Here is a 14396-nt window from a genome sequence, read left to right on the forward strand (position 1 = left end):
GAAACTCCCCTGATGGCCGGCAGCGGCCGGTCTGACCGACCGGCCTGACTCGTCGGGAAAAGCGCTACGGATACCGCGCCTGAACCTCCCTCGTCAGGGGCGCATTCACGCTCTTTAAGCCATAAGCGCTATCAGTCGCGATTCCACCGAGTCAAGGTATTTGATACCGTTTGGAAACACAAGCCTCTGAAAGCACACCGCGAATCGCCCATGCCGGCCAGGACAGGGCGGATCCACCGGCGCCGGCTCCGAGATATGCCGCATCAGGGGGCAGCGGCGAATATGGCATCGGGTTCGCGGGCTGCAAGGGCGGCCTCGCGTCTGCGTGCGTCCCGTAGCGTCTGGCGCCGGGCAACGGTTTTCGGCAAGCGACGCGTCCGGCCGTGAATCCTGTCCCGTCCGGAAACGTATTGCGCAATGTTTACGGCGCAACCGTCGCCGGCGCTTGACCGGCCCCTCTGACACCACCGCATCGGCGGCTCATTCGAAGGATGCTGTTTTCCGGGATTCGGCCACCGCCGTCAACCCGCCGTCCGGTCCGGCCGCGCCGTCCGCATGACCGCACACACCCGGCGACCCGCCCGAGCGGCGGCGATAGCCTCTCGTGCGGACGAAACGGGAGGTTGCCGGCGTGACGGAACTGCTGATGGGGCTCAGCCTCGGTCTGGGGGCGGGCGTCACGCCCGGCGCTCTGCTGACGCTCGTCATCACGGCCAGCCTGCGCGGCGGATTCCGCTCGGGAGTGCGCCTGGCCTGCGTGCCCTTGCTGTCCGACCTGCCCGTGGTGCTGCTCGCCGTGATGGCCGTCGGGGCGCTGCCCCAGGTGCTCCTGCGCGTGCTGTCGGTCGGAGGCGGGCTCTACGTCGTGTACCTGGGCGTGGAGACGCTGCGCGAGGCCCGTACGGCCCTGCCGCCACGCCCCGGCGAGGACGCGCCCTCCTCGGCCCGGGAGGTCATGCGCGGCGTGGTGGTGAACCTGCTCAACCCGCACCCCTGGCTGTTCTGGATCGCGGTGGGCTCACCGATCTTCGTCTCGGCGTGGGGCCGGGCCCCGGCGTACGCGCTGGTCTTCGTCGGCGGGTTCTACCTCGTCCTCGTGGGTTCCAAGGTGGCGCTGGCGGGGGCCGTGGGGGCCGGCCGGCACCGGCTGACCTCGCGCGGCTACCGCCTGCTGCTGGGCGCGAGCGGCGCGCTGCTCGCCGTGGTCGGCGCCGTCCTCACCGTTCGAGGACTGCTTCCCCAGGGGCTGTAGCGGCCACCCTGCTGCGGCGGCGGCCGTACAGGAAGTAGACGACGGCGCCCACGACCATCCAGGCGAAGAACCGGATCCAGGTCTCCACGGGCAGGTTGAGCATCAGGTAGGCCGAGGCCAGCACCGACAGGATCGGCACCACCGGCACGAACGGCGTGCGGAACGAGCGGGGCAGGTCGGGGCGGGTCCTGCGGAGCACCACCACCGCCACCGCGACGATCACGAACGCGAACAGCGTGCCGATGTTCACCAGCTCCGCGATGGCGCTCAGCGGGATCAGCGCCGCGAGCAGCGCGGTGGCCGCGCCGATGACGATCGTGATCCGGTACGGCGTGCGGAACGTCGGGTGGACCTTGGCGAGGGATCGGGGCAGCAGGTTGTCGCGGCACATCGCGAACAGCACCCGGCTCTGGCCCAGCATGAGGATCATCACGACGGTGGTGAGCCCGGCGATGGCTCCGACGCTGATCAGCGTCGCCATCCAGGGCTGGCCCACCGACCGGAACGCGTCGGCGAGCGGGGCCGACGCGCTGAGCTCCGAATAGTGCTGCATGCCGACGACCACGAGCGACACCGCCACGTAGAGGATCGTGCAGACGATCAGCGAGGCGATGATCCCGATCGGCAGGTCACGCTGCGGGCGGCGGGTCTCCTCGGCGGCGGTCGCCACGACGTCGAAGCCGATGTAGGCGAAGAACACCAGGGCGGCGGCGGTGAAGACGCCGAAGACGCCGTACGCGACCGGCTGCACGCCGAACAGCACCTGGATGAGCGGGGCCTTCATGCCCTCCCCCGCGGCCATCGCGTGGGACGGCGGGACGAACGGCTGGTAGTTGGCCTCCTTGATGAAGAACAACCCGGCGATGATCACGAGCAGCACGACGGCCAGCTTGACCGCCACCATGGCGCCGTTGAACCGGGCCGACATCTTGATCCCGGCCACCAGCACCCCGGTCAGCAGGATCACGATCAGCGCCGCCGGGATGTTGAAGACGGCCTCGTCGCCGGCGATGGACGACGGCAGGTAGATCCCGAAGTTCTTCAGCAGCGAGGCGAAGTAGCCCGACCAGCCCGAGGCGACCACCGCCGCGCCCAGCGCCAGCTCCAGCATCAGGTCCCAGCCGATGATCCAGGCCGGGAACTCGCCGATCGTCGCGTACGCGTAGGTGTAGGCCGAGCCGGCGACCGGGACGGTGGCGGCGAACTCGGCGTAGCACAGGGCCGCGAGCGCGCACACGATCCCGGCGATCACGAAGGAGATCGCGACCGCCGGGCCGGCCGTGTTGCGCGCCGCCACGCCGGTCAGCACGAAGATACCGGTGCCCACGATGACGCCGATGCCGAAGACGGTGAGGTCGAGGGCGCTCAGGGTGCGCCTGAGCCGATGCTCGCCGCCCTCCGCATCCTCAATCGACTGTTCTACCGGCTTCGTCCGGAAAAGGCTCATCCGCAGGCTCCTCATCACGTCGATGACCTGCAGACTTCCCGGTCATGCCGGGATTACTCATCGTTGTCAGTCGGTGGGCTGCGCGAGCCGCGCCGGGTGGCTCTCCATCACCTGCGACCGGCGCGCCACGGCCTCGGTGATCTGCCGCGCGAGGCCCTGCCCGGTCAGGCCGATCTCGGAGAGGATCTTGGCCCGCTTGGCGTGGTCGAGGAAGCGCTGGGGGATGCCGTAGGTCCGCACCGGCACGTCCACGTCGGCGTCGCGCAGCAGGCGCGCCACGGCGTCGCCCACGCCGCCGACCCGGCCGCTGTCCTCGACCACGACGACCAGCTTGTGCGCGGCGGCGGCCAGCACCAGGGCCTCGTCCAGGGGCTTCACCCAGCGGGGGTCCACCACGGTGGCCGAGATGCCCTGCGCGTCGAGGAGGGTCGCGGCCTCCATGCAGATCTCGGCCATCGGGCCGACCGCGACCAGCAGCACGTCGGCGTCGCCGGTGCGGAGCACGTCCATCCCGCCGAGCTTGCCGACGGCCTCCACGTCCTTGGGCAGGGCGCCCTTGGGGAAGCGGACCACGGTCGGGCCGTCCTCGATCGCCACCGCCTCCGCCAGCAGCTCACGCAGCCGCGCGCCGTCGCGAGGGGCGGCGACCGACAGCCCGGGGATCACCTGGAGGATCGACAGGTCCCACATGCCGTTGTGGCTCGGCCCGTCGTCGCCGGTGACCCCGGCCCGGTCGAGCACGACGGTGACCGGCTGCCGGTGCAGCGCCACGTCCATCAGGAGCTGGTCGAAGGCCCGGTTGAGGAAGGTCGCGTATACCGCCACGACCGGGTGGGCGCCGCCCATCGCGAGCCCCGCGGCACTGGTCAGGGCGTGCTGCTCGGCGATGCCCACGTCGTAGATGCGGTCCGGGTACGCCTCGGCGAACGCCGCCAGGCCGGTGGGGTGGAGCATCGCCGCGGTGATCGCGACGACGTCCTTCCGCTCGGCTCCGATCTCGACCATCTCGCCGCTGAACACGTTGGTCCAGCTGTGCGGCCTGGGCCGCTCCTCGCCGGTCTCGATGTCGAAGGGCTGCGGCGAGTGGAAGCAGTCCTCGTCGTGGTTCTCCGCGTGCGCGTAGCCGTTGCCCTTGCGGGTGAGCACGTGGACGATGACGGGACCGCGGAAGCTCCTGGCGCGGCGCAGGGCGGCCTCCACCGCCCCCTCGTCGTGGCCGTCGATCGGGCCGACGTACTTCAGCCCGAGGTCCTCGAACATGACCTGCGGGGTCAGGATGTCCTTCAGGCCCTTCTTGATGCCGTGCAGCGTGTCGTACAGCGGCGCGCCGACCAAGGGCACCCGGCCGAGGTTGTTCTTCACCAGTTCGAGCACGTGCTCGTAGCCCTGGCTCATCCGCAGCGACGACAGGTGGGAGGCGAGACCGCCGATCGTCGGCGAGTAGGAACGGCCGTTGTCGTTGACCACGATGATCAGCGGCAGGTCCTTGCGCCCGGCGATGTTGTTCAGCGCCTCCCAGGCCATGCCGCCGGTCAGCGCACCGTCGCCGATCAGCGCCACCACCGTGCGGTCGGTCTCCCCGCGCAGCGTGATCGCCTTTGCCAGCCCGTCGGCGTACGACAGGACGGTGGAGGCGTGTGAGTTCTCGATGAAGTCGTGCTCCGACTCGGTGCGGCTCGGATACCCCGACAGGCCGCCCTCCTGGCGCAGCGTGCCGAAGTGCCCGGCCCGCCCGGTCAGCATCTTGTGCACGTACGCCTGGTGGCCGGTGTCGAACAGGATCGGGTCGCGGGGCGAGTCGAAGACCCTGTGGAGGGCGATGGTCAGCTCGACGACGCCGAGGTTGGGCCCGAGGTGGCCGCCGGCCCTCGCCACGGAGGAGACCAGCAGATCGCGGATCTCCTCCGCCAGCAGGGGCAGCTCCCCGGCCTCAAGACGCTTCACATCGAGCGGGTCCTTGATCGTCTCCAGAATCCCCACCGCTCATCCTTCCCGCTCGCCGTCGAACGGATCGAGTCTAGTTCTAGGAACGTGCGGGGGTATCAGGGGTTGCACCGAACCTCTACACGACCTTCCCGAAACCGACGTCGATTCCCCTTTACCCCTCGCCGCCTTCCGCCCTACTCTCGCGCTCCATCGGAAGGAAAGTTCGCATTACCGCATCTTCGGACGATTCGCCGCATTCATGACTCTCTGTCCGTTTGGGATGCCCGCTGATGATTCGCATAAGCCTCCGCATGACCGCCGTCGCGGAATACCCCTCAGGGTGCGACCCGGGACAGCGCTTCGAGGGGGTCGGCGAGCACCTGCGCGAAGGCCAGTTCGGCCGCCCCCATCAGCGTCGCGTCGTCGCCCAGGGCCGAGGTGCGCAGCCGCACCTGCTCCCGCGTCGCGCGCAGGGTGCCGGTGGCGATCCGGCTGCGCACCTGGGCGGCCGAACCCAGGTAGATCTCCCGCAGGATGCCGCCGAAGACGACCATTTCGGGATTGAAGATGTTCACCAGGCTGGCCACACCGAGCCCGAGCCAGTTGCCCACGTGGGCGAGGGCCTCCTGGGCCATCACGTCACCCCTGTCGGCCGCGTCGACGACGGCGCGGACCGCGTCCCTGCCGATCATCTCGCCGTACCGGCCGGCATGCTCCATCAGGGCCGGCTCCCCCACCTCGGCCTCCAGGCAGCCGCGCGAGCCGCAGGCGCACGGGCGGCCGTCGGGGTTGACCACCATGTGACCCAGCTCTCCGCCGTACCCGCCGTACCCCCCGAGGAGCTGGCCGTTCACGATGATGCCGCCGCCGATGCCCACGTCGCCGTGCAGGTAGATCATGTCGCGGCGGCCGGCGCCGATCCCGCGGGTGTGCTCGGCGAGCGCGCCGAGGTTGGCCTCGTTGCCCATCGCCACGGGCAGCCCGAGCGCGAGCCGCTTGGTCAGCTCCTCCCCCAGCGGCACCTCGAACGCGCCGATGTTCGGCCCGATCCTGACCACGCCGTCGGAGGCGCGGACGACTCCGGAGACCGCCGCCGCCGCGCCGACGCAGACCGTGTCCTCACGCGTCTTGCGCCGCATCTGCCGGGCGAAGCCCGCCAGCGTCCCCACGACCTGCGCCATGTCGAACGGCCCGCGCGCCCGCACGGCCTCACGGCGGTCGAGGATCACGCCGCCGAGGCCGATGCGCGCGGCCGCCAGCCGGTCGACCCCGACCTCGAAGGCGAGCACGTAGACGCGGGCCGTCTCCGGGCGGACGACCAGCGACGGCCGGCCCGCCCTGCCGGTGTCCTTGGGCAGCTCCTCCCTGACGAGGCCGGCCGCCGTCAGGTCCGCCGTGAGCGCCATGATGGTGCTCCGGTTCAGCCCCATCAGCGAGGTCAGCTCGGCCCGCGAGGTCGGCCCTCCGAGGTGGACGTGCCGCAGCAGCGTCCCGAGATTGTGCTTGCGGATCTCCTCCTGCGAGGGACCGGCGCGCATCATCGGGGCAGCCTCGGATTCCGTGGGGTCGGGGGGAACCTGACCAGGTCAGGGGTCGGAGATGACCTTACCGGTCACGATCACGTCAGCTTCTGCCGGTCGCCGCCGCGCGCTTCCTCGACAGCGCGTCCACGCCCGCGGCGAGCAGGAGCACCAAGCCGGTCACGACGAACTTGACGCCGGCGCTGTAGCCCATGAGGCCCATGCCGTTCTCGATGACCGCGACGACCGCGCCGCCGAGCAGCGCGTCGAGCGCCCGGCCCTTCCCGCCGAAGAGGCTGGTACCGCCGATGACGGCCGCACCCACCGCGAACAGCAGCACGTTGCTGCCGCCGGTGTTGGGGTCGACCGAGTTGGCCCGCGACGCCGCGATGATGCCGCCGAGCGAGGCCATGAAGGAGCAGATGACGAAGGCGGAGATGCGGATGCGGTCCACGTTGATGCCGGCCCGGCGGGCGGCCTCGGCGTTGCCGCCGACCGCGTAGATGTGCCGGCCGTACGCCGTGCGCCGCAGCACGAAGGTCCAGACGATCAGCAGGATCACGATCAGCGGGACGACGATCGGCACGCCCTTGAGCGACACGAGCGCCGCGTTGCGGCTGCGCTCCAGGTTGAGCACGTAGACCGCGATCCCGGCGACCACGGCGAGCGTCGCGACCCTGGCGGCGATGACCGCGACCGGAGTGGCGACCAGGCCGCGGCCCGCGCGGCGGCGCGCCTGCACGAGCTGGATCGCGGCGTACACGGCGACGCCCACGACCAGCGCTATCCAGCCGGCGACCGGCGGGACGTTCTTGTTCGCGATCGCGAGGATCGTCTCGTCGCGGATCGAGATGTTGGTGCCGTCCTTGACCAGCAGCAGCACGACGCCCTGGAAGGCCAGGAACGCCGCCAGCGTGACCACGAAGGACGGGATGCCGAGCTTTGCGACCAGCGACCCGAGCACCAGGCCGATGACCGCGCCGGTGACCATCGCGGCCAGGACCGCGAGATACCAGGGCCAGCCCTGCAGGGTCAGCAGCACGGCGAGCACCGCCGCGCACACGCCGCTCGCGAAACCGGCGGACAGGTCGATCTCGCCGAGGAGGAGCACGAAGATCAGGCCCATGGCGATGACGGCGACCGCCGCGCCCTGGGTGAACAGGTTGGCGAAGTTCACCGCCGACAGGAAGGCCGGGCGCAGGACGGAGAAGACCGCACAGAGGATGACGAGGCCGAAGACCGCGGGAAGCGCCCCCAGCTCACCGCCCTTGACCCGCTCGAGGTAGCCCTTGACGTGCCCGCCGAGCGCGGAGTCGGCGTTCTCCTGCTTGGGGAGCGTTTCGGTTGTCATGATGCCGCTCCGTTGCCGTTCTTGAGGCCGAGCTCCCCGCTGCGCCCGGCGGTGATCAGTTCCACGATCTGCGCGTGGGTCACTTCGGACGCCTTGACCTCGGCCGCCATCCGGCCCAGGTACAGCGCCGCGATCCGGTCGGACACGGCGAAGACGTCGTTCATGTTGTGGGAGATGAGCACCACCGCGAGACCGTTGTCGGCCAGACGGCGGACCAGCTCCAGCACCTGGGCGGTCTGCGCGACGCCGAGGGCGGCGGTCGGCTCGTCGAGGATGACGACCTCGCTGTTCCACAGCACGGCCTTGGCGATCGCCACGGTCTGCCGCTGACCGCCGGACAGGCTGGAGACGTGCTGGCGCAGCGACTTGACGGTGCGGACCGACAGGCCGGCGAGCGTCTTGGCCGCCATCTCCTCCATGGAGTCCTCGTCCAGGACCAGGCCGCTGCGGCGCTCGCGGCCGAGGAACATGTTCTGCACGATGTCGAGGTTGTCGCAGAGGGCGAGGTCCTGGTAAACGATCTCGACGCCCAGCGCCGCCGCGTCCCTGGGCCCGCTCACGTGGACCCGCTCGCCCTTGTAGAAGTACTCGCCCGAGTCGATCGGGTAGATGCCGCCGATGCATTTGACCAGCGTCGACTTGCCGGCGCCGTTGTCGCCGACGAGTGCTGTCACCTCGCCCGGATAGGCCGAGAAGGCGACGTCGTGGAGGACCTGCACGGGGCCGAAGCTCTTGTTGATGCCGCGCAGTTCCAGGATCGGTCCCTGGGACACGATGGGCTACTCCGTAGATCGATGGGGCCGGTACGGCGCCGTTCTCCGGGCCGCCTCTCGTCGCTCCGGGCGGTGCGGGGCGCCCTGTGCCTGGTCAGAACGGTGCCCTGACAGGACGGGGCGCCCCGCACGGTGCTCGTCGCGGCTCAGCACGTCGCCCGCTCAGGGGGGTCCGCGTCGCCGTACGCACCCGGTGGATGGATGTGCTTAGCTGATGCCGGCCTTGGTGCACTTGTCGGCGAAGTCGCCGGTGCACAGCTCGTCCTTGCTCACGAAACCGTCGGCCACGACGTCCTTGACGTTGTCGAAGAAGATGGCCTGGGGCTCCAGCAGCACGGACGGGACGTCGCGGTTGCCCTCGGTGTCCTTGACCGTGCCGCTCGCCTGCGGCTGCTCGCCCTTGGCCAGCGAGACGGCGAGCTGCGCGGCCGCGTCGGCCTCCTTCTTGATGGCCTTGTAGACCGTCATGCACTGGTCGCCGGCGAGGATGTTCTGCAGGCCCTGCACGGTGGCGTCCTGGCCGGTGACCGGGACCTTGCCGTTCAGCTTCTGCTTCTTCAGCACCGAGATCGCGGCGTTGCCGAGGCCGTCGTTGGCGGCGAGGACACCGGCGATCTTCGGCTCCTGGGTCAGCATCTGCTCGAAGATCGTGCCGGCCTGGGTGTTGTCCCAGTCGGGAACCGACTGGTCCGGGCCCTTCTTGTAGTCGCCGGAGTCGTACTTCGGCTGCAGCACGCCGTCGTAGCCCTGCTTGAACAGCGTCGCGTTGTTGTCGGTCGGCGAGCCGTTCAGCTCGGCGATGATCGGCTTGTCGGCCTTCTTGTCGGTCAGGCACTTGACCAGGCCCTCGCCCTGCAGCTTGCCGACCGCCGTGTTGTCGAACGACACGTAGTAGGAGGCGCTACCGCCGAGCGTGAGGCGGTCGTAGTCGATCGTCGCGACGCCCTGCGACTTGGCCTTGTCGAGCACGGCCTTGCCGGTGCCGCTGTCGAGGTTGACGATCATCAGGACGGTCGCGCCGTTGGTGATCATCTGGTCCGCGATCGTCTGGAACGCGGTCTTGTCGCCCTGGGCGTTCTGGATGTCCGACTGCACGCCCGCGGCGTCGAAGGCCTCCTGGAGGTACTTGCGGTCGGCGGTCTCCCACCGGGCGGAGGACTTGCTGTCGGGCAGGATGACGCCGATCTTGCCGGGCTTGGCGTCGCCGGCGGCGGCCGAGGGGGCGCCGCTGGACTCCGCGGAGGTGTCACCGCTCTCGCCCCCGCAGGCGGTGAGACCGAGGGTGAGCGCCGCGGCGGCGGCACCGATGCTGAGGATCCCCTTGCGCATGATGCGTGGGTCCTTTCTTTGGCTGGGGGTCTATGAGGGGGTGCGGCCGAGCCGGTGCCCCGTCCCGCCGTCTGGGCAGATCTCGTGGGCTGTAGGCACCTTGGCCACCCGGTACGGCAGGGGCCGGGTCACGGCGTTCACCGCTCCAGGGAATGTTGTTTGAGACAACGTAAGCCCAAAGCCCAGGTGGTGAAAGACACAGGACGGTAACGTTTGTTGTTCGCGGTAACAATGAAGAAACGCACGACTGATATCGGGCGGCGTTACATCCCACCCCGGCCCGGCGGCGGATCGTGACGCACTCGTGACCCCCGTGCGTATCCCTCGACGGGGGCGGCCCGCGTGCTCACCGCCGTACGGCTCGCGCTCAGTGGGCGAGGCTCTGCCCGAGCAGCGCACAGGCGGAGACGGCGGCCACCGCCAGCACCGCCGTACGGACCCGCCCGCCGTCGAGATAGCGGCGCAGCGGCCCCGAGACCGCGAAGCCGAGCACGACGAAGGGCACCAGCGCCGCTCCCGCGGCCAGGGCGCGCCCCGGAAGCCTGTCCAGGACGGCGAGGATGACGAGCGACTGGGCCGCGCTCACGCAGAAGAACAGCGCCAGCGTCGCCCGGATCTGCGGGCCGCGCGCGCTCTGATAGACGAGGGCGATCGGCGGGCCGCCGATCCCGGTGGCCGTGCCGGTGATCCCCGAGAGGAACCCGGCGGCCGTCAGCGTCGCGCCGTTGCGCGGCACGGACACGGCGCGGGCCGTCAGCACGACCGCGACCAGCACCATCACGCCGACCAGCACGCCGAGCGTCGCCGTGCTCACGTAGACGACCACGAGGGCGCCGATCGCGCTGCCCGGCAGCCGGCCCAGCAGGGCCCACCCCGCTCCCCGCCACTCGGCCCTGCGCCACTCCCTGGCGAGGGTGAACAGCGGCATCGCCATGTTGACGACCTGGACCGCCCCGGGCATGACCGAGGGATCGAGCAGCGTGATCAGGGGTGCGGCCACCAGGCCCAGCCCGAACCCCACCCCGCCCTGCACGACCGCCCCGGTGAAGACGGCCACGCCCGCGATGAGCAGCAACGCCATGTCGTGATCCATGCGCGGGACCCTAGCGGTGCCCCCGCGCCACCATGCCCCAGGCCGCCGGGCGAACCGGTTATCCGGGCCCAGGAACTCTGACAATCACCGTCAGTAATCGAAAGTTGTGCGAGAGTAATCAGAGCCTTCGTAGACTCCATGTGGCGACATCGCCATAGCGCTTTTTGTAGACAGGATCGTAGCCTCGCGGTATGGGGAGCGAGCAACGCCACACCACGATCCGGGTCAGCGTCGAGACCAGAGACCTGATAGCGCAGCTCTCGGAGCAGGAAGGCAAGAGCATGACCGCATTGGTCGAGGACGCCGTGAGGGAGCACAGGAAGAAGCTTCGCTGGCAGCGTGTCGCAGACCAGATGGAACGCACACGAAGGGAAGAGCCGGAGAGCTGGGCGGAGTACGTCGCGGAGCGCGACCTGTGGCTCGGCCCTCCGTCTGACCGCGTCGCCCCCGAGTGGGAAGGCCTGATCGATCTGCCCGAGGATCTCCCCGACGCAGCCAAGGAGAGGGATGAGGGTTAGGCAAGGCGACATCTGGTGGGCGAGCTTCGGCGACCCGATCGGCCGCGAGCAAGGGTACGACCGGCCTGCCCTCGTGGTCAGCAACGACATCTTCAACAGGCTCGTACGGGACCCCGTGCTCGCCGTCCCGTTGACGACGCGATTGCGCGGCTGGGACACGCACATCGAGATAGCGCCCGAGGAAACAGGGCTGCCGAAGACAAGCTGGGCGATGGTCGAACAGTTGCGCGCGCTCTCACCGGAACGATTCGGCACAAGGATCGGAGTCGTTCCGTCCGACGTACTGTCGGAGATCACCGACTGGGTCGCCGACATGCTGTAGAACAGCGGCGTCGTCCTGGACGGGACTGAGATCCCGCCCAGGACGGCGTCATATCCGATAGGGAGCCGACTCAGCTCTTGGCGAGCAGGGAGCGCAGGACGTACTGCATGATGCCGCCGTGGCGGTAGTAGTCCGCCTCGCCGGGCGTGTCGATCCGCACCACGGCCTGGAACTCGACGTCCCCGGCCCGCACGGTGACGGTGGCGGGGGTCGAGCCGGCGTTGAGCTCCTCGACACCCACGATGTCGAAGGTCTCCTCGCCGGTCAGGCCCAGCGAGCCGGCGCTCTCGCCCTCGGGGAACTGCAGCGGCAGCACGCCCATGCCGATCAGGTTCGACCGGTGGATGCGCTCGTACGACTCCGCGATGACGGCGCGCACGCCGAGCAGCGCGGTGCCCTTGGCCGCCCAGTCACGCGACGACCCCGAGCCGTACTCCTTGCCGGCCAGGACGACCAGCGGGATGCCGTCGGCCTGGTAGTTCTGCGACGCGTCGTAGATGAACGCCTGCTCCCCGCCCTTGGTGAAGTCGCGGGTGTAGCCGCCCTCGACGCCGTCCAGCAGCAGGTTGCGCAGCCGGATGTTGGCGAACGTGCCCCGGATCATCACCTCGTGGTTGCCACGGCGGGAGCCGTAGGAGTTGAAGTCCCTGACCTCGACGCCGTGCTCGCGCAGGTAGCGGCCGGCCGGGGTGTCGGCCTTGATCGAGCCCGCGGGCGAGATGTGGTCGGTGGTGACCGAGTCGCCCAGCTTGGCGAGAACCCGGGCGCCGTGGATGTCCGTGACCGGCTCGGGCTTGGCGGGCATGCCGTCGAAGTACGGCGCCTTGCGGGCGTACGTCGACTCCGGGTCCCACTCGAAGGTGTCCCCGGTCGGGATCGGCAGCGACCGCCAGTGTTCGTCACCCTTGAACACGTCCGCGTAGTCACGCTGGAACATGTCCTGGCTGATCGACCCCGACACCACCGCCGCGACCTCTTCGGGGGCGGGCCAGACGTCCTTGAGGAAGACCGGCTGCCCGTCGGAGCCGACGCCGAGCGGCTCGTTGTTCAGGTCGATGTCCATGGTCCCGGCCAGCGCGTACGCCACCACGAGCGGCGGCGAGGCCAGGTAGTTCATCTTGACGTCGGGGTTGATCCGGCCCTCGAAGTTGCGGTTGCCCGACAGCACGGCGGTGACCGCGAGGTCGTTCTCCTGGACCGCCGCGGAGATCTCCGGCTCCAGCGGGCCGGAGTTGCCGATGCAGGTGGTGCAGCCGTAGCCGACGAGGTTGAAGCCCAGCTTGTCCAGGTAGGGCTGGAGGCCGGACCGCTCGAAGTAGCCGGTGACGACCTGGCTGCCCGGGGCGAGCGACGTCTTCACCCAGGGCTTGCGCGACAGGCCCTTCTCCACCGCGTTCTTCGCCAGCAGGGCCGCGCCGAGCATGACGTACGGGTTGGAGGTGTTCGTGCAGGAGGTGATCGCGGCGATCGAGACGATACCGTGGTCGATCTCGAACGAGGTGCCGTCCGACAGCGTGACGGGGGTCGGCCGGTTCGGCCGCTCGCCGTTGCGCCGCACCGCGTGCGGCACGTCGCCCGCCCCGCTGTGGGAGATCGCCGGGGAGTCCGACGCCGGGAACGACTCGGCCGACGACTCGTCGGCGGGGCCCTCGATGCTGTCGTCGGTGACGTACGTGCGGACCGCCGCGCGCCAGGCGGACTTGGCGTCGGCCAGCGGGATGCGGTCCTGCGGGCGCTTCGGCCCGGCGATCGACGGGACGACGGTCGACAGGTCGAGCTCGATGTACTCGCTGAAGGCGGGCTCGGGCGCCGAGGAGTCGAGCCACAGGCCCTGCTCCTTGGCGTAGGCCTCGACCAGCGCGACCTGCTCCGGCGAGCGGCCGGTGAGCTTGAGGTAGTCGACGGTCTGGCCGTCGATCGGGAAGATGGCGCAGGTGGAGCCGAACTCGGGGCTCATGTTGCCGATCGTGGCGCGGTTGGCCAGCGGCACGCTGGAGACGCCCTCACCGTAGAACTCGACGAACTTGCCGACCACGCCGTGCTTGCGCAGCATTTCGGTGATCGTGAGCACGAGGTCGGTCGCGGTGGCGCCGGCCGGCAGCTTGCCGGTCAGCTTGAAGCCGACCACCCGCGGGATCAGCATCGAGATCGGCTGGCCGAGCATCGCGGCCTCGGCCTCGATGCCGCCGACGCCCCAGCCGAGCACGCCGATGCCGTTCTCCATCGTGGTGTGGGAGTCGGTGCCCACGCAGGTGTCCGGGTACGCCTTGCCGTCGCGGGTCATGACCACGCGGGCCAGGTGCTCGATGTTGACCTGGTGCACGATGCCGGTGCCGGGCGGGACGACCTTGAACTCGTCGAACGCGGTCTGGCCCCAGCGCAGGAACTGGTAGCGCTCGCGGTTGCGCTCGTACTCCCGCTCGACGTTGCGGACGAAGGAGTCGGGGTGGCCGAAGAAGTCGACGATGACCGAGTGGTCGATGACCAGCTCGGCCGGCGCGAGCGGGTTGATCTTCGCCGGGTCGCCGCCCAGGTCGCGTACGGCCTCGCGCATCGTGGCGAGGTCGACGACGCAGGGCACGCCGGTGAAGTCCTGCATGATCACGCGGGCGGGGGTGAACTGGATCTCCACGCCCGGCTGGGCGTTCGGGTCCCAGCCCGCGATGGCGCGAATGTGGTCGGCGGTGATGTTCGCGCCGTCCTCGGTGCGGAGCAGGTTCTCCAGCAGGATCTTCAGGCTGTACGGGAGGCGCGCCGACCCCTCGACGGCGTCCAGCCGGTAGATCTCGTACGACGCGTCACCGACGCGCAGCGTGTCACGGCTGCCGAAGCTGTTCGCGGACACGAAGTTCGCCTCCCCAGGGT

General features: G+C 69.7%; 11 protein-coding genes. 3 read left to right on the top strand and 8 right to left on the bottom strand.

Annotation, left to right across the window (positions count from 1 at the left end; genetic code table 11):
- Positions 1-631 precede the first annotated feature (631 nt).
- Positions 632-1252, top strand: a complete 621-nt coding sequence (locus tag FLX07_RS16740) for a LysE family translocator (protein WP_142571732.1) — start codon at positions 632-634, stop codon at positions 1250-1252.
- Here FLX07_RS16740 and FLX07_RS16745 read toward each other — a convergent pair.
- The 7 genes from FLX07_RS16745 to FLX07_RS16775 all read right to left on the bottom strand — a co-directional run bounded on the left by FLX07_RS16745 (position 1218) and on the right by FLX07_RS16775 (position 10691).
- Positions 1218-2699: an amino acid permease gene (locus FLX07_RS16745; protein ID WP_142571733.1), complete on the bottom strand. Its 1482-nt coding sequence runs from the start codon at positions 2697-2699 to the stop codon at positions 1218-1220. The two genes, FLX07_RS16740 and FLX07_RS16745, sit on opposite strands and share 35 nt — an antisense overlap.
- A 66-nt stretch (positions 2700-2765) precedes the next feature.
- Positions 2766-4679 carry a 1-deoxy-D-xylulose-5-phosphate synthase gene (gene dxs / locus FLX07_RS16750; protein WP_142571734.1) on the bottom strand — a complete coding sequence of 638 codons (1914 nt, stop codon included), beginning with the start codon at positions 4677-4679 and terminating at the stop codon, positions 2766-2768.
- 281 nt (positions 4680-4960) lie between these two features.
- Positions 4961-6163 carry an ROK family transcriptional regulator gene (locus FLX07_RS16755; protein ID WP_167748288.1) on the bottom strand — a complete coding sequence of 401 codons (1203 nt, stop codon included), beginning with the start codon at positions 6161-6163 and terminating at the stop codon, positions 4961-4963.
- An 85-nt stretch (positions 6164-6248) separates the two neighbouring features.
- Entirely contained in the window at positions 6249-7496 is a 1248-nt protein-coding gene (locus FLX07_RS16760; RefSeq protein ID WP_142571736.1) for a sugar ABC transporter permease, read from the bottom strand.
- Positions 7493-8269, bottom strand: a complete 777-nt coding sequence (locus tag FLX07_RS16765; protein ID WP_142571737.1) for an ATP-binding cassette domain-containing protein — start codon at positions 8267-8269, stop codon at positions 7493-7495. The genes FLX07_RS16760 and FLX07_RS16765 overlap by 4 nt, the downstream gene beginning before the upstream one ends.
- A 207-nt stretch (positions 8270-8476) precedes the next feature.
- Entirely contained in the window at positions 8477-9598 is a 1122-nt protein-coding gene (locus FLX07_RS16770; protein ID WP_142571738.1) for a sugar ABC transporter substrate-binding protein, read from the bottom strand.
- Between the two features lie 367 nt (positions 9599-9965).
- Positions 9966-10691, bottom strand: coding sequence for a sulfite exporter TauE/SafE family protein (locus FLX07_RS16775; protein ID WP_223853492.1), 726 nt, complete (start codon positions 10689-10691; stop codon positions 9966-9968).
- 191 nt (positions 10692-10882) lie between these two features.
- On the opposite strand from FLX07_RS16775, the gene FLX07_RS16780 reads away from it, so the two are divergent.
- Positions 10883-11209, top strand: a complete 327-nt coding sequence (locus FLX07_RS16780; RefSeq protein WP_142571739.1) for a ribbon-helix-helix protein, CopG family — start codon at positions 10883-10885, stop codon at positions 11207-11209.
- Complete coding sequence (locus FLX07_RS16785) at positions 11199-11531, top strand: type II toxin-antitoxin system PemK/MazF family toxin (protein WP_142571740.1); 333 nt, start codon at positions 11199-11201, stop codon at positions 11529-11531. Before FLX07_RS16780 ends, FLX07_RS16785 begins: the two co-directional genes overlap by 11 nt.
- A 70-nt stretch (positions 11532-11601) precedes the next feature.
- Here the strand turns inward: FLX07_RS16785 and FLX07_RS16790 are convergent, their stop codons facing one another.
- Positions 11602-14376, bottom strand: a complete 2775-nt coding sequence (locus tag FLX07_RS16790; protein WP_142571741.1) for an aconitate hydratase — start codon at positions 14374-14376, stop codon at positions 11602-11604.
- Positions 14377-14396 lie beyond the last annotated feature (20 nt).

Origin of the sequence: Microbispora bryophytorum (assembly GCF_006874465.1) — a bacterium.
Taxonomy (GTDB): domain Bacteria; phylum Actinomycetota; class Actinomycetes; order Streptosporangiales; family Streptosporangiaceae; genus Microbispora; species Microbispora bryophytorum.